Raw genomic sequence first — 20929 nt, forward strand, 5'->3', positions numbered from 1 at the left:
TATCAAGTCCATCAAAAAATTTAACATTATGTTATTAATTATAATCGTACCCATTACTCTCTCAAAAAATATACTTATCACATATTAAATTGATTTTATTCACTATTTAATTATCAATCATAAGCACTAAAAATACCTTATTACTAAATATAGTACTTAATACAAATGATGCGTTCTTATTAGTTATTAGCAATAGCAATAGCAATAGCAATAGCAATAGCAATAGCAATAGCAATAGCAGTGACCCTAAATAATAATTTAGTATTTATAAATCAATATATTAATTAATAAAGTAAATACGCTTTGTTTTACTATTCTTGACGTATTAATTCTAACCGCTCTACATCCGTATAAAATGTAACCATTTTTATACGGCTTATCGCATATTCAAAACTACTTTTCTGACATAGAACTTGTTGAGATGACGCAATCCAATCGCGAGGATGTTGTACGCTAGTATTAACATATTGTCGTTCTAACTCAGTACAATTAGCGTAACGCTGACAAGCATTATAACGTTCTTTTTTTAATATTAACCAATGTGCTTCAAATTGATATAACGCGTTATGTAACTCATTCATATTTTCATCAGTTATCGTCCCTTTAAGATCATTAATTTGTTGTAATTGTGAATAAATAAAATCATTAAAGTAGTCTTTAACCTGAGGTGCTAAATATGTACCACAATGCTCTTTATAATGACTATTAGTACTTTTTTTTAATTCTGCTACATCAGCAGATGAACATGCAATAGTTAAAAATAATGTACAGAGTAACGAGAAAGGCTTCATATTACCCTCCCAAAAGAAGTATTGCTCTCAGTATGGTGTACTCATTATCGGGCTGCTTTAATTATCCTAAAGATCTTATAATTAAGATTTTTATGCATAAAAAAACCAGTAATGTTGGTGACATTACTGGTCATATTTAATTCTAACACCTGAAAATCTATTGTATTTTAAATATTTGTACCGTTTCAAGTTTGGTCATTTTTCGAATTTGACGCCATACAAAATAAAATATTCCTATCATCATCAGCATTGATGGAATCGCAATGACGGGATAACTTAATAATGTCATTCGACCCAGCTCTTCATTAAAGGCTTCAGTACCCGCAGGACTCGTCACAATAACTGTTGCCAAAATATAATTCATAACTGAAGAGAAAACGAAGGTACTTGCAAAGAGATAATTAGATTGAACTAAGCAACGATCAAACGCTTGTTGCTGATCAAATTCCATTAATTTTTGTTTGATTAACCCTAAATTTAAAATGCCTTCATTAAAAATCATTTTAGTTACAATAGGATATTTGGTGAAGGTTGAACCCAGAACAACGACGCCAATAATACCAGGAATCAATGCCTCTTTAACAGCAAGCCATTGAGTATCAAGTTGTAAAACGCCAATCCCGCCAGTAAGTAAAACACTCACAATACCAAGTACTGCAATAAAATTAAATTTCTTATTTTTTAATAATTCATAGCCACCAAATGCTACAGGGAAGGCTAAAGCCACTAATAGTGCACCCACTGATCCTAGACGATCATCCCCACTCATTTTCATCAAAATAATCGACGGAACAACGACGTTGAAAATAATTTCATTCAACGGATTTGTTTTCTTTTCAGCCATAATTCCTAATAATTTCCTTTATTCATAATTATGCCACTTTGTCTTTTATCACAAGATCGAGATCCCGCAATACTGTACAATACTTCCTAAAATTATCGTTGGTTTTATAGTAATTTTAGTTAAAGCAGACCAAACTGCTATTTCTTTATTTTAATTGTTTCGTTTCTTGGCATTGCTGTAAAGAACAATATCGTTACAAACCATTAAAGATAAACTATTAACAAATCACTTGTCCCTTATCAATACCCTTTAAAAACTACCATTAACAGCTAAGCTTGCAACAATAGCTAATGTACATGCACAAGCTAACATTGCTAATACAGGTTTGGTTTTAGTTAACAATGACATTAACCATAATCCCGTTGCAGCAAACAAACATCCCACACTAATTATACGCCAGATAAATGGCAATAAAGTATCATGTTGGGTTTGTTCAATAAGTGACGTTAAATCTAAACATGCAACAATGAAGACAATAGCCCCAATAAATGCACCAAACAAAGGCAATGCTATATTTAAAGAATCAATTTTATGCTGTGCTTTTACTAGCATTGCGTGTGCTAATAAACTTCCCCCGAAACCAACACTAAAGATAATAGTCATCATATTACTAATATGACCATTATTGGCACTAAATCTCAAGATATCAATCACATAAGCAATACACCATAACAACATGATGCAAATAATCACCTTACGAGACCCATCTTTTCCAATAAGACGATTTTCGCATAAACTATAAATTAACGTTAATGCGATAAAGACCAATACAAATACCACAACACTAGAATTTGTTACGCCATCGCTCGTTTGTACAGCCATCAACGTCGCTTCACGAATTAACAATGATGCAATTAATAGCCAACTGATTAACGGTAATATTTTCATTACACGATCATGTTGTCCAAAACATAATTTACCCGATAACATAACACCACCAATAATGATAAATGCACCTATCGAGAATTGTTCTAACACCTCAGACAACAATATCGACCAATCATTCCACTGCATTTTAACTCCTAATACAGTCTTACTTCGACATTCTAAAATTGATAACATAATCAATTTTATACGTCATCCGTATTTAAATAAGCCGCTATTTTGCCTAATTGTATGAATGAGTGCAAAAGGCTTTAATATAAAAGTTAAAATTTGCATATCAAAATAATTACTACGGGTATTTATCAAAGCCATACAGCAAAATATAATCATATTTTTACCTGTAAAGCATATTTGATTTTTTTTTACCACAGCAAATTCCCAATTTCAGGCTTCCATTTACTTTTGTATGATATAAATATAAAAAAAGGTAATTATTATACAATTTTTAGTATTTAATCAGATAAAAGATTGACGAAGGATGATTGAAACAGGTATCTTATTTTTTATAGTGAAATAAGATTTAACGTGATACATAAAATCTCATTTCAAACCAATTATTCGGTGCTCTATCTATCATTAACATCGTACTGTTCTCATCTAAATGAGACCGCACTTGATATAGAGTAAAATCACCACTTCGCCTGTTAATTTAGCATCAGGCTACAGAATTAAAGTGAGTAATCAGATGTTTGCAATTATCAACACTAACGTATTCGATGGTAACGCTATTCAAGAAAACCAAGCCATCTTTATTGAAAACGATCTTATTTCACGTATTGTTCCGATGTCTTCTCTTTCAGAGAATGAATTACCACAAGAAACATTTGATGCTAAAGGCTTATTAGCATCACCTGGCTTTATTGATGTACAACTAAATGGTTGTGGTGGTGTTTTGCTTAACACTGCTATTAGTAAAGAAACACTAGAGATCATGAATCAAGCCAATCTAAAAAGTGGTACAACCCAATTTTTACCAACTTTCATTACTAGTGATGCAGAGTCAATGGTTGAAGTGCTTGATATGGTAGGTTCAATTGAAGATCCAGCATTACATGGTGTTTTAGGCTTACACCTAGAAGGCCCTTTTATTAGTACTGCTAAGAAAGGCGCACACCGCGAAGAATTCATTCGTGAATTAGATAAAAACACAGCTCTATATCTAGCTGATAATGCTGATAAAATTTGTGTCTTAACTGTAGCACCAGAAAACACTTCACAAGAAGTTATTGATATTGTTCGTAATGCAGGTATTACCGTATCACTAGGTCATACTAATGCGACTTACGAGCAAGTTGCAGAAAAAGATGGCCTAACCATGGCGACTCACCTTTATAATGCAATGACACCACTAGGCTCTCGTGAACCTGGTGTTGTTGGTTACATCTTCGATAAAAAACCCCATGCTGGTATCATTGTTGACGGTATCCATGCTTCTTACCCATCAGTACGCATTGCACATGAAATTTTAGGTGAGCAATTATTTATGGTAACTGATGCCGTTGCTCCAGCGGGTACAGACATGACAGAATTTGATATGGCAGGCTTACAAGCCTACGTAACTGATGGTAAATGCCATTACAAAGATGGCACTATTGCAGGTTCAGCGGTTACTATGGAACAAGGCCTAAATAACCTTATTGAGCATGTTGGTCTGTCTCGTGAGGAAGCCTTACGCATGGCAACATTATACCCCGCTAAAGCCATCAAAATGGATAATGAATACGGCTTATTAAAAGCTGGTTATAAAGCTAATATCACATTACTTTCAGATGCTAACCAAGTTAAACATGTTTACCAAATGGGTAAGAAAGCATTTTAATTTAACCCATTAAAACATAAAAGGCTGCTGTTCATTGAACAACGGCCTTTTTAATAATACTTATTTTGATTGAACCTACGAAGTCGTTACCGTTGATGTAGGTAATGTCGCTGTGCGCTGTACCGCAGTGGTAAACACGATAGTATTACGGTTTGCTGCAATAGACATTTGATATTCTCGTAATTTAAAGTAACCATAACTAACAACAATCGAGAAGAACAAATAAGACAATGAAAACACAAAGGGTGAGCTAATCATATTAGCTTTAACAACCCATATCACTCCCGTGACAGTTATTCCTAATTTAGCCATCATTGCGACAAGTAACATCAATAATGCTAATTGCGGATAACGTGTTGCACGAAAAGCTAACCAATATGCTATTCCTATTGCGATAGCTGCAATACCAAAGCCGGCCATAAATGAATGAAAATGCTCACCGGATAGTATACCTGCCACTACGGATAACAACATAATCAACCCAAATACCATATTCCCCTCACTTATAATATCCACAAAACGCCTAATGTAGTCTTGAAAGGTATTTTCTCACCTAAAGACTAATTTGTATATATGAAGTAAAAGATTCCATTTATGGTAAGTGGTAATCGTTCCCTCATAAAAACTCACCTAAGCTATTGTTACTAAATAAGTATAGTCAAAGATAATAATAACAATATAGTTATTAACAGCTATACCCTCTCAAAAAAAAGGACATTTATGAGCTTTAACTCTATAAAAACAGCAAAAAATGGCTATTTATATACAAAAAACGTAACTAACCCAGTAATACCATATTTAATAAGGAATAATATATTGAAGGTTTTTCTTTTTAAGACGACAAAAGAAGCTATAAAAACCGTTATAAGTCTCACTTATTTAACAACACCTTTCATGGCTAATGGATAACAATGAACATAAACAGGCTAACAGCAAGCATTATTGCACTAACGGTTAATAATAATTCAAAGAGATGTTTAAGCATCTTACACCACCGTTATAGTTACAGTGTAACTTATTGAAATTAATAAACACCATCACCTTTGTTATAGGAAGAGGCATTAACTCTTTGTTTCTATAACAATAGTATAATTATCAATACTAAATATTAGCTGAACAGCCCATCTCTGAATGTTAATAACAATATAGATTTTAATTCAATATGTTATTTTACACCTTTATCGGAAATTGCGAGTCACCGTTTATTCTCATCGTGTCATTAACAGCTTTACTCAATTTACTATTTTACAAACATCACAGAACAAAGTAATAAAGTTGTTATTTATAGATATAATTTAGATACTTAAAATTTAATCATCAATATCCAATTACTTATATGCGTTTACTTTCTTTTTTACTTTATTGCATTATGATTTTAGCCACAGAGTTAGTGCTCGCCAGCCCCATAAAAACAGTCATAAAATTATCACCGCTTCCAATAACACAACATAACGTTGAATTACCGTTAAATGAATATACTGCATTAGAAGTTTTAATATTAAAAAAAGTAAGTAGCAGCCAAGTCCCCCGCCCTTACGACATACCATCAACCGCATTATTAGCAACTAACAATAATGAAGTAACCGATATTAATCATAACAATATAAGGGATGACTACGAACGACTATTATTGATCCAATATCAGCGGCCTGAATATATAGCAATGGCCATTTTAGCGGCAGCACATTGGGATCGCCTAATTGCAACCTATAGTCAAAGTGAACGTATAACATCAATAACAGCATTGGCATTAATGACGAACAATATCGCCATCAATCAATGTTATTATTCGTTGCAGCAAATAGACAATACACTAACATCGCCCATATTGAACTATTTCGATACAGAACAAAAACTTACAATAAAAAACAAAGCAGAAGCAAAGCTATTAGCTATTATTGCTTCCTCTCCTTTTAGCATCACCTTTGACGTTCAACCTTGTCAGCGCTTTACACTATTAGCTGAGGCGATGTTAAAAACAACATTGGTTTCATTATAAAAATGGCCATGCTGCTATTTATCTCACCGTATACATTCATCCATTTATTAAATAGATATAAAAACGACCTCGCACATAACAACTAATATTTCATGTAATACCAATAGGCTCCATCGTATCGACTTAGCGTATATTTTGTTACACATCAATAAATACTACATTTATGATTTAATAGTGGTTTTTAATGGTTCACTGTATAATGCTTAACCTAAATTATTCAGTCATCACAGTTACGGAATCTAATGAGTAAAATATCAACCTTTTTAAAAGGCATGGCAATGGGTGCAGCAGATGTAGTCCCTGGCGTGTCAGGCGGTACCATCGCGTTTATCACTGGCATTTACGATACGCTACTTGAAAGTATTCGTCGTATTAACCCTAGTCTAATAAAAGTAATCCGTAACGGTGGCATTAAAGCTGCATTTGAACATATTAATGGCATGTTCCTAATCTGTTTATTTGGCGGTATTTTAACAAGTATCTTTACGTTTGCTAAATTAATAACGTGGTTACTTCATACACATCCAATCCCACTATGGTCATTTTTCTTTGGCTTAATTATCATTTCAGTTATCCATATGCTTAAACAGGTAGATAAATGGAATCTTGGCCGCTTTATCGCCATTATCCTAGGGGGGACTTTTGCTTATGGGATCACCGTTTTACATCCTGTAGCGATGGATCCAACACCATTAAATATATTGATTGCTGGTGCTATTGCTATTTGTGCGATGATCCTACCGGGTATCTCTGGTAGTTTCATCTTATTACTACTTGGTATGTATGCTCCTATTTTAGCTGCTGCAAAATCTGTGGATATCATCACATTAGGTCTATTTGCTGTGGGTTGTATTGTGGGACTATTAACTTTTTCACATGTACTATCATGGATATTACGAACTTATCGTGATCTTGCCTTAACACTTTTAACAGGATTGATGATCGGTACATTGGGTAAAATTTGGCCTTGGAAAGAAGTTTTAACATGGCGCATAAATTCACATGGTGAGCAAGTACCACTACTTGAACATAATTTATCACCATTTAATTATGAAAATGTAACAGGCCACCCAGCTCTACTTGGTTACGCTATCGCTGCTATGATTTTAGGACTTGCTGTTGTTTGGGGTCTTGAAAAATATGCAGAACATAACGATTAATCACCAATGCTAAAAACTAAAAAGTAGCCTCGCGGCTACTTTTTTTTATTCTTTTTTTATATCTATGCGGTTAGGTCACAAAAAATTACTCTACACCTACCTTTTGTAAATATCTCTATTCATAATTCATTTATTCGCTATAACTTATCAGGAAACATTTAAGGATGAATAAATGAAATACCAATGGCTTATTCTTGCGCTTGCTTTAATTGCAGGGCTTTTTACCCGCTACATGATGGACAGTAATGATCCTAAGGTTGCTCGCGAACCTTACTATCCAATGAATTACTTAGAGTCTGGAACACAAGTCATCGATTTATTCGACCCTGAAGATAAGCGTATTCGTTTAGTCTATTTTGGCTATACACAATGCCCAGATGTCTGTCCAACCTCATTAGCCGTATTATCAGCAGCTTTAAAAGCAATTCCTCAGCAACAACGCGACAAATTATGGCCGGTCTTTATTAGCCTTGATCCAATGCGTGATACAGCCGATAAAACGGCACAATATGCTGCTTATTTTGATGCGGCAATTACAGGTGCAACAGGAACAGAACAACAAATTAAAGCCCTAGCCGATACATATGGAGTACTCTATATTAAAAATGAATTAAATAATTCTGAAATAAAATATGTCATTGATCACAATTCTTATTTTTATTTTTTAAAACCATCTGGCGAATTAATTAAAAAATTATCGCATATGGCAAATCCAACTCAATTAATCACTACGATCCCAATAATAACATCATCAATAAACAAATAAATAAGTCTAACCGAGAACAAATATATGCATTTTTTACTAAACATGATTCACATCCATGTTGCTTTACACTGAATAATCTACTTTTTAAATAACATAATATAAATAATCCCTGTTTTTATTATCGCTTTTTTGCTTATTTTTTAATCTATTGTGTTATTTATTTGAGTATTGGCAAAATTTTACATTCTGCTGACTTTTACTATTATTAAAAACAAGAAATTACTTGTAACTCCTTATATTAAGCGGACTTATGCTTAAATTGATTTAAATATAAATGCAAAAAAATGGTTAAATATGTACTTTTTTTATTCAAAAACGAGAGCTATATCGGATTTTTTTTTCTTAGCTTAAAAAATTTAATGAGCAATTATAATAAGTTATGCCATAATGAATTTGCCAACTCAAACTTTATTTAACAGTTGTAGTGGCTAAATCAATATGGAGATTATATAAAAATGAAACGTACTGTATCTATCTTAGCTGGTGTTTTACTAAGTGCTTCACTTGTAGGTTGTTCTAGCTCTGATGAAGTAAGTCAAATGCAGCAACTAACTAACAAAGTTGACACATTGTCTTCTCAAGTTAGTGCTCTACAAGGTCAACAAGACCAAATCGTAGGCGCAGTAAACGATTCTCGCGCAGCATCTGACGCAGCATACCAAGAAGCAATGCGTGCTAATAAGCGTATTGATAATATTGCTGGTTCATACACTAAGTAATTAATACTTAAGTTGTAAAATACCTAAAGAGATGGCCTATGCCGTCTCTTTTTATTTATATTAATATATTATTAAAATTCATCCATCGTATAAGATAGACTACTTTAAATAAAACCAAGTCACGGCTCACAATAATAATATTTTTATCAATGTGAAATTAATCGCATTAATTAAGTGATTATTTCACAAAAGCATTAGATTTTTATCGCCCTCACAACATCCACGACAGGGAATGATGACAGAGATTATTAATTTAGGTTGAAAACTTATTATGGTTAGTCTAATTACAATTAGACGTATATTTACCTAAAAAAAAACGAGATAATCATATCTCGTTTATATAAGTTAACCTTTTGATTATGATTTCAATATAACAGGAATACCTGATTGTTTATCTAATTCAGAATATAATCGTTGCGTTGCTTTCGTATCACCTGCGACATCATTTAATAATACTTCTGGTGCATCAACACTTTTTTTAACCCCCATCTGAGCTTCATTTTTTGATAATGGTGAATGAACCTCAACAATTAACTCTCCATCAGAATCTCGTGATGTTTTAACGGGCTGATTAATAATCTGAACTTGAGTACCAAGAGCAACATGTGGGAATAACCACTCCACATCCCATGGGTTCATACGAATACAACCGCCACTAACTCGCATACCAATACCAAAGTCTTTATTAGTGCCATGAATGAGATATTCGCCATGCCCATAAGCCAATCGCATTTTATAATCACCCAATGGATTATCAGGTCCAGCAGGTACAACTGCGGGTAATATATCTCCTTTTGCGGCATGTTCTTTACGAATCGATGCTGGCGGTGTCCATGTTGGATTTTTTACTTTTTCACTAATCGATGTCGTCATGCTGGGTGTTTCACGTCCAACGCGACCAATACCAATAGGAAAAATATAAACAATAGATGCATCATCTTTAGGAAAATAGTAAAGGCGTAATTCAGCGAGGTTAACCACAATGCCTTTATGAGCCACATCAGGTAATACGACTTGAGTGGGTATTTGTAATAATTTTCCAGGTTGTGGCAAAAAAGGATCAACGTCTTTGTTTGCCGCCATCATTCCAAGAAAACCCACGTTATACTTATTAGCTATATCAGCAAGACTATCTCCTTGCTTTACTTCATAATATTCTGCTGTACCAACAATATTACTACCATCGGTAGGTAGTTTATATTCAATTGCATGCGCTGCAGATGAGGCTAAACATGTGAGTGACAAAAGTAATGCGCGGTACACGACAATATCTCCAGTTAAGATTTCACAAACAATTCGATCATGAATGTAAAATACTGTAATTAATTAGCATACAATAATTATCTTTAATTATTACATGTGCTTTTAAGCTTTGATGCCATACTACTTGATATCATTTTAATCTACTAGCTTATCGGTAACAGTGTCTCTACAATCACATCACCAAAATATTCTTATCAAGCATTCATGTGACGCTACAGTAATTATAACGGATCACAAAAAAGAGCTGTTAAATCTTAGTCAGATCTAACAGCTCTATACTGCATTTCTACTATTAAACAGTATATTGTTGGACTAAATATTTCCAATCACGCCGTTGTTGTTTTAATTTATGCTTAATCGACTCATACTGCTGCATAAATTCAAAATTCTCATAATCATTTGCTAGTTTTTTTTGTCGTAAATCTATCAGGCGTTTTTTTACTTGATAATAATCTGATATCTTGCTGATTAACGCTTCATATTCATATTGCAACTGCAGTAAACGTGCGCCGTTATTAGGTAACGTTTTCAATTGATATTCCAACCGCGTAAATTCCATTTTTGCCCGCGTTTTTTCAATCCTATCTGCAGATATAACTTTTAAATCTGTTGTCCACCCTAGCCACGAACAACTTTTTATTAGCCATTTGGTTGGATCAAACTGCCACCAGCGAATACCATTACGATAATCGTTTTCAAAAATATGATGGTAATTATGGTATCCTTCACCAAATGTTAGCCATGCAATCAGTCCATTATCACGGGCACTATTCCGATCGGTATAGGGTTGAGATCCCCATTTATGTGCCAATGAATTAATAAAAAAGGTTGTATGGTGGCTCAACACTAACCGTAATACACCAACAAATAATAATGCACCCCACATATTACCGAATACCCATCCTATCGTGATCGGCACTCCAATATTCATAATTGCAGCTAAAATCAAATAATATTTATGTTGCCAAACTACGATAGGATCTTGCTGTAAATCTGCACAATTTGAATAATCATGATAACGACTCGCTTGATAGCGTCGCAGCATCCAACCAATATGGCTATAAAAAAAGCCCATTTTAGCTGAGTAGGGATCTTTGAGGTTATTATCAACATAGCGATGATGTATTCGATGATCAGAACACCAATGCAGAATACTATTTTGCAACGCAAATGCACCGCCAAGGGCAAAAATTACTCGTAAAAAGCGATTAGCTTGATAACTTTGATGTGCCCACAAGCGATGATATCCAGCAGTAATGGACAGACCACAATAGCAAAATGCCATTATAGTCATAAAAATAAGCGTGAAATCGAGTGTATAGAAATAAAAATATAGCGGAACACCAATAACTGCAATAGCAAATGTCAGCGTAAATAACGTTACATTTAACCAAATAATGGGTGGTTTTTGCTGTTGAGGTATCATCCTTTTTCACCTTATTTTCAGCGTACACATGTAAGCTAGATTATACGGAGCACTTACGGTGATTCAACTAACCTCTACCACTCAACACGATCACTACTTCAATAATGTGATTCCAGCCGCATCAAAACGCGCATTTATGCAATGATAATCATCATGTAATGGTTGATAGTAACTTGCTGGCATTGCCTCTTTTAATCCAGCTTGCACTAACGCATTGTATTCCGCTCTTGTCATGAGCACGTATTCAAGATGGTCATCAATAACAGCCTGAATATTCTCAATCGTTGCTTCATCATCACGTACTAATGCTTTTAAATACCCCGTGATCACCGATAACGGCATCATCATCTCTCTTACAAGCAATTTTCGTTCCTGAATATGATGCGCTGCAACAGTTCGCTTACCTATAGTAAAGATCTGTATCCAATCAGGTTTACCTTGCTTTGTCACCAATCCATGTTGATAACAATAATATGACTCTAAAAACGTACGTAAATGGCTATAGCGTTCAGAATAGACTTCTAAATAAATATGTTGCAACTCAAAGTTAGCATTAAAGTTATTGATTTCACTCATAAGTATTCCTTTTTTATTGACTTGTTTTATTTACTGTTTTTCTAATCACTAATAAAAACCAACTATTTTTGAAATTTTTATTATTTGATTACGGTCTACTCAAATAACAATAATTATCATTTTTAATATTATCAGTAGGCTGCTTATGCAAATAAAAGTGCGTCCTCGTTGGGCATTAACAGAAAATCAAGTCACACCAGAAGGTGTCTATCATCAACGGCGTTCTATTTTAAAAAAACTGGGTATTGCGGCGGTTGGATTACCACTATCAACCAATGCTCATGCTGGTTTGTTTGATTTTATCTCATCTTCAGAAGAGCCAGCAATTGATCATCGCCGACAGTTAACAGGAACCCCTTCATCATTATCAAATCAGACATTATCCCTCACTCCAGAAGATAAAATTCTTCATTATAATAATTTCTATGAGTTTGGTACGGATAAATCATCACCAGCGATACGAGCTGAAAAATTTATTACGGATCCTTGGAAAGTCACTATTGATGGAATGGTAAATAATCCATTCACTCTCGATTATGATGACCTATTTAACCAGTTTACCTTAGAAGAGCGCATATACCGCTTACGCTGTGTTGAAGCATGGTCAATGAATATTCCTTGGATAGGCTTTAGCCTACGCGACATCATCAAGAAAGCCGATCCACAACAACAAGCAAAATACGTTGCCTTTGAAACTTTATATGATCCCAAACAAATGCCGGGACAAGCATCATCTCGTCTTGGTGGCGGTATTGAATACCCTTATGTAGAAGGCTTACGCATTGATGAAGCCATGCATCCACTGACAATGATCTCGGTAGGATTATATGGCAAAACACTCGCTCCACAAAATGGGGCTCCCTTGCGGCTTGTTGTACCATGGAAGTATGGCTTTAAAAGTATTAAATCGATTGTGCGTATCCATCTTACTGATAAACAACCGCCAACGACTTGGAATCGTTTAGCACCGAGCGAATATGGATTTTATGCTAATGTTAATCCTAGCGTTGATCACCCTCGCTGGAGTCAAGCGAGTGAACGTTTTATCGGTGAGGGAAATGTCTTTAGCAGTCGTCGCCAACCCACATTACTGTTTAATGGCTATGCTGAAGAAGTAGCAGCGTTATACAAAGGTGTGGACTTAAAAAGGAACTATTAATGCTCACTCATTATGTTCAAAAGTATCGCCTTACCCCCTCTCGTATCTTAATGCTAAAAGTTATCATCCATATGGTGACATTATTCTTTGTTGCGATATTGGCTTATAACACGATCAACGGTGGGTTTGGTGCTGATCCCATTAAAGGGATTGAACATTTTACCGGCAAAGCAGCATTAAATACCTTGATATTAACATTATTGCTGTCACCACTAGCAAAACGCTATAAACAAGGCGGGCTGATACGTCTAAGACGATTATTAGGTGTATACAGCTTCTTTTGGGCCGCACTCCATCTTAGTGCCTACCTTGCTCTAGATTTAAATTTTGATTGGCATTTATTAGGCAGTGAAATAATAAAACGCCCTTATCTTGCGATTGGTGCCGTTAGCTGGATTATCTTATTGTTATTAACGCTTACTTCAACACAATCAATGCAGCGTCGTTTAGGCAAGCATTGGCAACAACTACATAATTGGGTATATCTGGCTCTAATATTAAGCCCAATTCACTATTATTGGTCAGTAAAGTCGGGACTTATTGAACCATCGATTTACTTATTCATTTGTGCGTTTTTGCTGTATTGCCGTAAACAAAAAATATTATCGAAACCACGTGATCCTAACGCATAAATACAGTTGGTTGGATTGACTAACCCCATTAAGCCACAGACAATAGCGACAATTTTTTACATTCATATCCGCGGTTCGCATGGAAGCTGTCCAATGACAATATCAACACCCCAGCCATTATCTTTACGTGATGATTCAATATTTCGCCTTTTTTGGCGTTACACCTTACCAACCATCGCAGCCATGCTTATCACTGGTATCTATGTTGCGGTTGATGGCATGTTTGTTGGGCATTTTATCGGGGAAGATGGCCTTGCTGCAATCATGCTCGGCTACCCTATAGGTTCTATTCTTTATGCCCTTGGAGCCATGATTGGTATGGGCGCATCGGCATTAGTCTCAATTAAAATGGGAGAGGATAATACTCAGCAAGCGCGTCATATTGTTGGTAATGCACTAACACTATGTATTAGCGCAGCCATTATTTTCTGTTCGTTAGGGCTGATATTTGGTCAAGATATTCTCATTTGGATTGGGGCTAAAAATCATATTTTATCAATGGCAACAGACTATCTATTTTGGTATTTCATCATGGGTGGGTTCGCTATTGTTTCAATGGCTTTTTCCGCATTATTGCGTAACGATGGTCAGCCCAATCGTGTCACACTGATCATGATCTTAGGTGGCGTATTAAATATCTTGCTTGATTGGTTATTTATTGTCGTGATTCCTTGGGGATTAACTGGTGCTGCTATTGCGACGATGCTGTCACAAGCTGTTACTTGTATTTTATGTTTACACCATTTTTTCACCGACAAAACACAATTACGTGTCGGCTGGGATAGCCTTAAAATAAACCTTGATACTGTATTACAAATACTCAAATTAGGTACATCCAGTTTATTAATGTACATGTATCTATCTGTGGTATTGATACTCCACAGCAAAGCATTTTTATTAGTAGGCAAACCTATTCATGTCGCAGCTTATAGTATCGTCAGCTACACGGAAGCCTTCTTCTATTTAATTTTTGAAGGGATTGCTTTAGGTACGCAGCCACTTATCAGTTTTAATACTGGCGCAGGTCTTAAAGATCGCGTGATTAAAATTCGCAACCTTGCCTTTACGATTACCTTATTAATCGCTGCTATTGGTGTGATTATTTTATATAGCATTCCAGATAGCGTGGTATACATGTTTGCAGGTAATAACCCATTGCTTCAGCCTGAAGCACTAAAAGGCATGTCGCTCTATTTTTGGGGACTGCCTTTTGAAGGGATATTACTCGTCGGAGCAACCTACTTTCAGGCGATTAATATGCCCAAAGAAGCCTCACTATTAACGGGTGGAAAACTTCTTTTAATATCTATTGTTATTTTTGTACTTGCACATAGCTTTGGTGTGACTGGCGTTTGGCTTGCACTACCTTTTTGTAGTGCATTACTTACGTTATGGATGGTATTTAGACTAAAAAAGCTATCAATAATCAATGACTAAATAACACACTATGCAATAAACACATTAATAAGATGAAAACCATTCATTTTACTCATAGTGGTATTTACCCTAATATCACCATAAAGAAAGAAAACAAAATAGTATGACTACCTAGTTTTGTTTATGATCTAACGCCACTTTATACCAAGTAGAGTGGCGTCTTCCTTTCCCTTTCGATTTATCTGCCACTAAACACCATCGTCCTTTTAGTCCATTAATTGCATAAAAAACAATCTATCTTGAATAAATAATATTCTTTTAAATATTAAAATCGATATAAATAACGTATTTAAGTAGGAATTATCAAAATCATATATACCATACAGGCATACACAACAACATAACTAGAAGATCATGACGACAACTACCACTAAAGAATCATTACCACCACCAGAGCCTTTCTTTGCCATTAAAATCATTCCAGCCATCATTATTGTGTTGCTCAGCACTCTCTGCTGGCATTACATCGATATACCGTCTGAATTAAATATTGCAGCCTTTCATACTGCTATTATTTTTATTGCCACTATTGTTGCTATCGTTGCTAACGTCTTACCTACCGGCGCCGTTGCTGTTATCGCCGTTTCTGCCTATGCCGTTTTGCATGCCGGTGGTGAGACCTCTGCCAAAGCTGCAATTATGGCTGCCACCAGCAATTTTAATAATGTGCTTATTTGGTTGATCGTCATTGCCTTTATGATTGCGCGTGCCTTTGCTAAAACAGGCTTAGGACGACGTATTGCACTTATCTTGCTGAGTTGGTTTGGTCAGTCATCTTTACGCATTGCTTATTGTTTAGGTGTCGCCGATTTTCTTATCGCTCCCGCGACACCAAGTAATACTGCGCGTTCAGCAATTATCTCACCTATTGCAGATTCACTGGCAAAAGCTATTAACAAAGATGATCGCAAATTGGGTCAATACCTCATTTCTTCAGTAAGCGCGATGAACGACGCATCAGCCGTTGGTTTTCAAACAGGCTTTGCGGGTAACCTTGCTTTAGTCGGAATAGCGGCCTCTGTTGCTGGCATTAACATGACCTTTAGTCATTGGGCATTGTATTTATTACTGCCCGCAGCCATTTTACTGTTAACGATTCCGTTTATTTTGTTTAAATTTATTAATCCAGAAACAAAGCAGACACCACAAGCGCCAGCTTATGCAAAACAAGCGTTACTGCATTTAGGCCCTGTTAGTATTGCTGAATGGAAATTAATCGCGGTCTTTATTGCATTAATTATTATGTGGGTCGGTGGACAAGCATTACATCTACATTCAACCACTTCTGCATTTATTGGTTTATCTGCCCTACTCATTTTAGGTGTTTTAAATTGGAATGATGTTAAATCAGAAAAAGGAGCGTGGGATACACTGGTTTGGTTTGCAGTATTAATGGGAATGGCAAGCCAACTAAAAAAACTCGGTTTCACCGCTTGGGTCGGTCACGGAGTTTCTGATTTAATCAGCCAATATATGGGTCATGCTAGTCCAACACTGATTTTAATTGTCATGATGGTTTTCTACCTTGTAACCGCCTACTTTTTTGCGTCTGGTACAGCAAAAGTAGTGGCTTTAGGTCCTGTGATTATTGGCTCCTTAATGGCTTTAGGCGTTAATCCTTTAATCTCAATATTGGCCGTAGCAGGAATAACCAATATAGGTTGTAACCTAACAACTTATAGCCATGCACGTAATCCATTATTAATGGGCTATCAATACCATAACGATAAACAGTGGATGAAGATTGGTTTAATTATCTCTGGTGGTGGTGCCGTTATATTTATGACATCAGGTATTATTTGGTGGTCGATTCTAGGACTAATGTAGCCAATTAATACTGTTATCTAAATATACGAACGCCCTCATACAAAAGCCCATACTATTGTTAAACAAGTATGGGCTTATTCTTGCTTGCATTTTTATAACTAGATAGATGCGATTGCTGTACTCACTTTAGCTTGTAAGGTTCGAAACTCATGTTTAGCTAAATGACTGTCCATTGATGCACGTAGTAATTTATATAATAAAATAGACCCATCAATTTCTTCTTTACGATTAGTTAAGCTTTCAATATTAAGTCCCAATGGTAAATCATATTCAACCACGGCATCTAAGATTTGATTAAGACTATTGCAGCACATTTTAATCGATTCATGTAATGGATTCGTCGCATTTAGAATACGTAAACTGGTTGCTTCTGGCACACTGACACCCAGCCATTCAATAAATTCTAATGTCTTAGCACTACCACATGGTGAAAATGTTAATAAGATACGCTGAGGTTTAATGCCATCTTGCTTACATTCAATTGCATAGCGAGTCAAAATATCAATCGTTGCCTGAGTATCATAAATAGCTTGAGAGATAAAAAAATTACACCCTTGCTGGTATTTTTCAATGAGACGCGCGTGTTCATTCCCTTTTTTAGCATGGCGTTCAGCAATCATAATGCCGCCAGTAAAAAAGTTGTTTTGATGCTCTGCCAATGCTTGATATGCCGTAGATAACGGTAACGATACTTCATTTTTTGCCGATGGACTTCCCACCAGAACAATGTCACGTACTTGATATTCATGCCACGCTTCATTAAGCCACTCATCAAAAGCATCTGTTTCTGATTGGACGACACTTTTATAAGTAATTACTGGACGCCCAGTTTTCTTATTCAATAACGATGAATAATAACGAGGATCATGCGTCGATTTAAATGGAAATGGACGTGGTTTTTTTGTCCGTGAAACTTCATCTTGAATGTCATACACAATCAAACCATCAATCGCGAGATCTTTAATACGATCCACTAATCGATCGGCAATACCTTCAACTTCAGTTAAAGGCGTATTCGTTTTTGGGGGGGTTGTCCCAATAAAATAAACACCACGCGTAATATCGTTATAACGTACCCGTAGTTCAGATTCTGTATGTGTTGCTAGCGTTTGATTTACCATTAATAATCACTTCCATGTATTGTCATCGGTCTTAAATTTAGCCATAAATCATTGCCCCGATGATGACAAATATTCTTTAACTATAGCGATATTATGTTGCACTATAGTTAACATCCTTGTTTCCTTTGTACCTAATCACTTCCCATAAATCAAAATATATCCATTTTATTTTCAATCATATAAATCACACACAGCTCTGATCTATCCATGATAAGTAGTCAACTGAACCATTAGTTATTGGTAATTGGATAATTTCAGGGGTTTCATAACGGTGATATTGTTCGATTAACGCTTTTACTTGCTCAAATAATTTCGTTTTCGTCTTAATAATTATTTGCTGCTCTTGATCGCAGTTAATCTTCTGCTTCCAATGGTAATAACTCTTAATCGGCATAACTTGAATACAAGCTGCTAAACGTTGTTCAAGTAAGGCATTAATGATTATTTGACCATTTTCATCATCTGAAAATGTAGTAACAATGACACAATAATCTGTCATTTTTTATTCCTTCTTAAAAACTCGCGTATTAAATTAATAATAAAACATTAGTAATGAATGTTATCAGGGCTGATCATCGCCATGTTTTTTAGCCAATATTGCTGCTGGCAGCGGTTATAAAATGATTTCTTTGATGGTTTAATCGCGTGTAAAGGATCGACAATAACTTGATAATGGATCCAGCATTCAGGACAAGTATTAGCAGCGATAACACTGTCATCATATTCAATGGTATACATAATTTGTACATCAGTATCAAACACATACTCTATTTCATACCGAATGACATTAATTTCATCATCAGAATAAGAACAATCAGTGCTTTTCCAATGACGAATACTCGTATCTACGATTCCACTTTGCTGATGACAATCAATGGCAGCAATATATCTAAAGAGTGAAAGAGGCATAGAACTCCATAAAAATGCAAATTTAAGCAAAAATAGTTGTAGGATAGCGATCCAGTTATCAGAAATATAATGTATACTAGCGCCAACTCAATACCTATTCATCGTAAACACTACGATTTAGTGTATTGCGAGTGTAAATACAAAGGTAATGAAATGAATTTAAACGAAGAGCTTCAAAATCTTAACAACCGTATGGACAAGTGCCAGCGTAAACTTGCTGCTGCTATTCAACGTGATGATAAAGTTATCATCAAGCAGTTTAAAGATGAGCTTCTTAGCCTTAACAAAAAAGTGCAAAACGTTAAACACCGTAAGTCATCAGAAGTAAGTGGCAAAAGTAAAGATGTTAAGTCTCTAGCTTTTAACCGTGTATTAACGAAAGCAGAACAAGCCGATATGGGTAAACTGAAAAAATCAGTAAAAGACCTTGTCGTTGTTCACCCTATGACTGCACTTGGCCGTAGCATGGGTATTAAAGCTGTTACAGGTTTTGCTCCAAAAGCATTCTAATATCTGTTTATCAATATAACTGATAAACAAATACAGCCTAATTGGCATAAAAAGATCGTCAGTTGACGATCTTTTTTTATATCGAAAATACAGTCATACCTCAATATTAACACCCATTAATATACAAACTGAGGTAGAATATATTCCTTCATCTCATCGCTATTTGGACTTTCCAATGGAAAAATTAATGCCTTATATGGCAAAATTCGCGTTTGGTTTATCGATGATTATGTTTGTCGTTGGTGGTGTTTTAGCATTAGTTGCACTGTACAACCACTTTTAATCAAACATTGATTACAACCGTAAACCACCATCAATTTCAAGCACCCTGCCGGTGAAATAGTCATTTTCAATAATGAATCTCACCGAATGGGCAATTTCTGTTGGCTCACCGATACGCGCTAATGGCACCATCGCTAACATTCTTTCAATGGCGTCATCATTAATTTGGGCAGCCATTGGTGTATCAATAAGACCTGGAGCAATCGCCGCAACACGAATACCATATTGTCCCAGCTCACGCGCCCAACCAACAGCCATAGTTGTCACTGCTGCTTTTGAAGCTGCATAATTTGTCTGACCAATATTTCCTGCACGTGCAGCACTTGAGATATTGATAATAACGCCTTTGGTTTCATTTTCAATCATCCACTTGGCCGCTTCTCTGCCGCATAAGAATGTACCAGCAACATTCACATCCATTACGGTTTGAAATTGCTTTAGTGACATTTTTTTAATGCCAGTCTGCGTTTTTTGTATCAACAGACCATCATCAAGAATACCCGCATTATTAATTAACGTATCAATATGTTCAAAATCTTCCATTATATGTATAAAGGCTTGTTCTACCTGATCTTCATCAGTGATATCTGCCTCATAAATACGCGCCAGGCTATTTAGCATATGGCATTGATCTTGCGTTTGTCTTAACCCTATTGCATTCACATCAATTAAAGCGAGCTGTGCCCCCATCTGTGCAAGCGTCACTGCCATCATTTGTCCAAGCCCTTGGCCTGCACCAGTTATGACAATAACACTATTCTCAATGTCCACGTTAATTCGCTCCTAAACCTGTTTATACATATA

At 35.5% G+C, this 20929-nt stretch carries 22 protein-coding genes; 11 read left to right on the forward strand and 11 right to left on the reverse strand.

From position 1 onward, the window contains the following. Positions 1–311: 311 nt before the first annotated feature. The 3 genes from OC457_RS15250 to OC457_RS15260 all read right to left on the reverse strand — a co-directional run bounded on the left by OC457_RS15250 (position 312) and on the right by OC457_RS15260 (position 2649). Positions 312–791, reverse strand: coding sequence for a hypothetical protein (locus OC457_RS15250; protein ID WP_080174177.1), 480 nt, complete (start codon positions 789–791; stop codon positions 312–314). 157 nt (positions 792–948) lie between these two features. After that, a complete protein-coding gene (locus OC457_RS15255) occupies positions 949–1635 on the reverse strand; it encodes a VC0807 family protein (protein ID WP_080174178.1) in 687 nt (228 codons plus the stop codon). Positions 1636–1884: 249 nt separating this feature from the next. Then, positions 1885–2649 carry a hypothetical protein gene (locus OC457_RS15260; RefSeq protein WP_080174179.1) on the reverse strand — a complete coding sequence of 255 codons (765 nt, stop codon included), beginning with the start codon at positions 2647–2649 and terminating at the stop codon, positions 1885–1887. Positions 2650–3205: 556 nt separating this feature from the next. On the opposite strand from OC457_RS15260, the gene nagA reads away from it, so the two are divergent. Further along, entirely contained in the window at positions 3206–4339 is a 1134-nt protein-coding gene (nagA, locus tag OC457_RS15265) for an N-acetylglucosamine-6-phosphate deacetylase (RefSeq protein ID WP_080174180.1), read from the forward strand. 75 nt (positions 4340–4414) lie between these two features. On the opposite strand, the gene OC457_RS15270 is transcribed toward nagA, so the two are convergent. Continuing rightward, a complete protein-coding gene (locus OC457_RS15270; RefSeq protein ID WP_080174181.1) occupies positions 4415–4831 on the reverse strand; it encodes an NADH:ubiquinone oxidoreductase in 417 nt (138 codons plus the stop codon). An 877-nt stretch (positions 4832–5708) separates the two neighbouring features. Between OC457_RS15270 and OC457_RS15275 the strand changes: the two genes are divergently transcribed. The 4 genes from OC457_RS15275 to OC457_RS15290 all read left to right on the forward strand — a co-directional run bounded on the left by OC457_RS15275 (position 5709) and on the right by OC457_RS15290 (position 8983). Continuing rightward, positions 5709–6338 (forward strand): hypothetical protein, encoded by a 630-nt coding sequence (locus tag OC457_RS15275; RefSeq protein ID WP_096777827.1) that lies wholly within the window; start codon positions 5709–5711, stop codon positions 6336–6338. A gap of 242 nt (positions 6339–6580) precedes the next feature. Continuing rightward, positions 6581–7498, forward strand: a complete 918-nt coding sequence (locus OC457_RS15280; RefSeq protein WP_080174184.1) for a DUF368 domain-containing protein — start codon at positions 6581–6583, stop codon at positions 7496–7498. Positions 7499–7670: 172 nt separating this feature from the next. After that, a complete protein-coding gene (locus OC457_RS15285; RefSeq protein WP_080174185.1) occupies positions 7671–8264 on the forward strand; it encodes an SCO family protein in 594 nt (197 codons plus the stop codon). A 455-nt stretch (positions 8265–8719) separates the two neighbouring features. Further along, positions 8720–8983 (forward strand): Lpp/OprI family alanine-zipper lipoprotein, encoded by a 264-nt coding sequence (locus tag OC457_RS15290; protein WP_080174186.1) that lies wholly within the window; start codon positions 8720–8722, stop codon positions 8981–8983. A gap of 357 nt (positions 8984–9340) precedes the next feature. Here OC457_RS15290 and OC457_RS15295 read toward each other — a convergent pair whose 3' ends face one another. The 3 genes from OC457_RS15295 to OC457_RS15305 form a co-directional block, all read right to left on the reverse strand. Then, positions 9341–10246 (reverse strand): L,D-transpeptidase family protein, encoded by a 906-nt coding sequence (locus OC457_RS15295; RefSeq protein WP_080174187.1) that lies wholly within the window; start codon positions 10244–10246, stop codon positions 9341–9343. A gap of 292 nt (positions 10247–10538) precedes the next feature. Continuing rightward, positions 10539–11672 carry an acyl-CoA desaturase gene (locus OC457_RS15300; protein WP_080174188.1) on the reverse strand — a complete coding sequence of 378 codons (1134 nt, stop codon included), beginning with the start codon at positions 11670–11672 and terminating at the stop codon, positions 10539–10541. A 93-nt stretch (positions 11673–11765) separates the two neighbouring features. After that, entirely contained in the window at positions 11766–12248 is a 483-nt protein-coding gene (locus OC457_RS15305) for a hypothetical protein (RefSeq protein WP_080174189.1), read from the reverse strand. Positions 12249–12393: 145 nt separating this feature from the next. Between OC457_RS15305 and msrP the strand changes: the two genes are divergently transcribed. The 4 genes from msrP to OC457_RS15325 all read left to right on the forward strand — a co-directional run bounded on the left by msrP (position 12394) and on the right by OC457_RS15325 (position 17303). Next, positions 12394–13407 (forward strand): protein-methionine-sulfoxide reductase catalytic subunit MsrP, encoded by a 1014-nt coding sequence (gene msrP / locus OC457_RS15310; RefSeq protein WP_080174190.1) that lies wholly within the window; start codon positions 12394–12396, stop codon positions 13405–13407. After that, the gene (gene msrQ, locus OC457_RS15315; RefSeq protein ID WP_080174191.1) at positions 13407–14039 is read left to right on the forward strand and encodes a protein-methionine-sulfoxide reductase heme-binding subunit MsrQ; all 633 of its coding nucleotides are present in this window, start codon (positions 13407–13409) and stop codon (positions 14037–14039) included. Before msrP ends, msrQ begins: the two co-directional genes overlap by 1 nt. Before the next feature lie 93 nt (positions 14040–14132). Next, positions 14133–15476, forward strand: coding sequence for an MATE family efflux transporter (locus tag OC457_RS15320; RefSeq protein ID WP_080174192.1), 1344 nt, complete (start codon positions 14133–14135; stop codon positions 15474–15476). Positions 15477–15830: 354 nt separating this feature from the next. Continuing rightward, a complete protein-coding gene (locus OC457_RS15325; protein ID WP_080174193.1) occupies positions 15831–17303 on the forward strand; it encodes a DASS family sodium-coupled anion symporter in 1473 nt (490 codons plus the stop codon). Between the two features lie 98 nt (positions 17304–17401). Here OC457_RS15325 and OC457_RS15330 read toward each other — a convergent pair whose 3' ends face one another. The 3 genes from OC457_RS15330 to OC457_RS15340 form a co-directional block, all read right to left on the reverse strand. Then, entirely contained in the window at positions 17402–18424 is a 1023-nt protein-coding gene (locus OC457_RS15330; RefSeq protein ID WP_080174194.1) for a methylenetetrahydrofolate reductase, read from the reverse strand. Between the two features lie 184 nt (positions 18425–18608). Then, entirely contained in the window at positions 18609–18923 is a 315-nt protein-coding gene (gene cutA, locus OC457_RS15335; RefSeq protein ID WP_080174195.1) for a divalent-cation tolerance protein CutA, read from the reverse strand. 47 nt (positions 18924–18970) lie between these two features. Then, complete coding sequence (locus OC457_RS15340; protein WP_080174196.1) at positions 18971–19333, reverse strand: hypothetical protein; 363 nt, start codon at positions 19331–19333, stop codon at positions 18971–18973. Between the two features lie 153 nt (positions 19334–19486). On the opposite strand from OC457_RS15340, the gene OC457_RS15345 reads away from it, so the two are divergent. Together OC457_RS15345 and OC457_RS15350 are read left to right on the forward strand one after the other, a co-directional pair. Continuing rightward, a complete protein-coding gene (locus OC457_RS15345; protein ID WP_080174197.1) occupies positions 19487–19843 on the forward strand; it encodes a YibL family ribosome-associated protein in 357 nt (118 codons plus the stop codon). A 175-nt stretch (positions 19844–20018) separates the two neighbouring features. Continuing rightward, positions 20019–20126 (forward strand): hypothetical protein, encoded by a 108-nt coding sequence (locus tag OC457_RS15350; protein WP_045036908.1) that lies wholly within the window; start codon positions 20019–20021, stop codon positions 20124–20126. An 11-nt stretch (positions 20127–20137) separates the two neighbouring features. Here the strand turns inward: OC457_RS15350 and OC457_RS15355 are convergent, their stop codons facing one another. Next, on the reverse strand, positions 20138–20896 hold the full coding sequence (locus OC457_RS15355; protein WP_080174198.1) for an SDR family oxidoreductase: 759 nt from the start codon (positions 20894–20896) through the stop codon (positions 20138–20140). Positions 20897–20929: the final 33 nt, after the last annotated feature.

Source organism: Photobacterium toruni (assembly GCF_024529955.1).
Lineage (GTDB): Bacteria > Pseudomonadota > Gammaproteobacteria > Enterobacterales > Vibrionaceae > Photobacterium > Photobacterium toruni.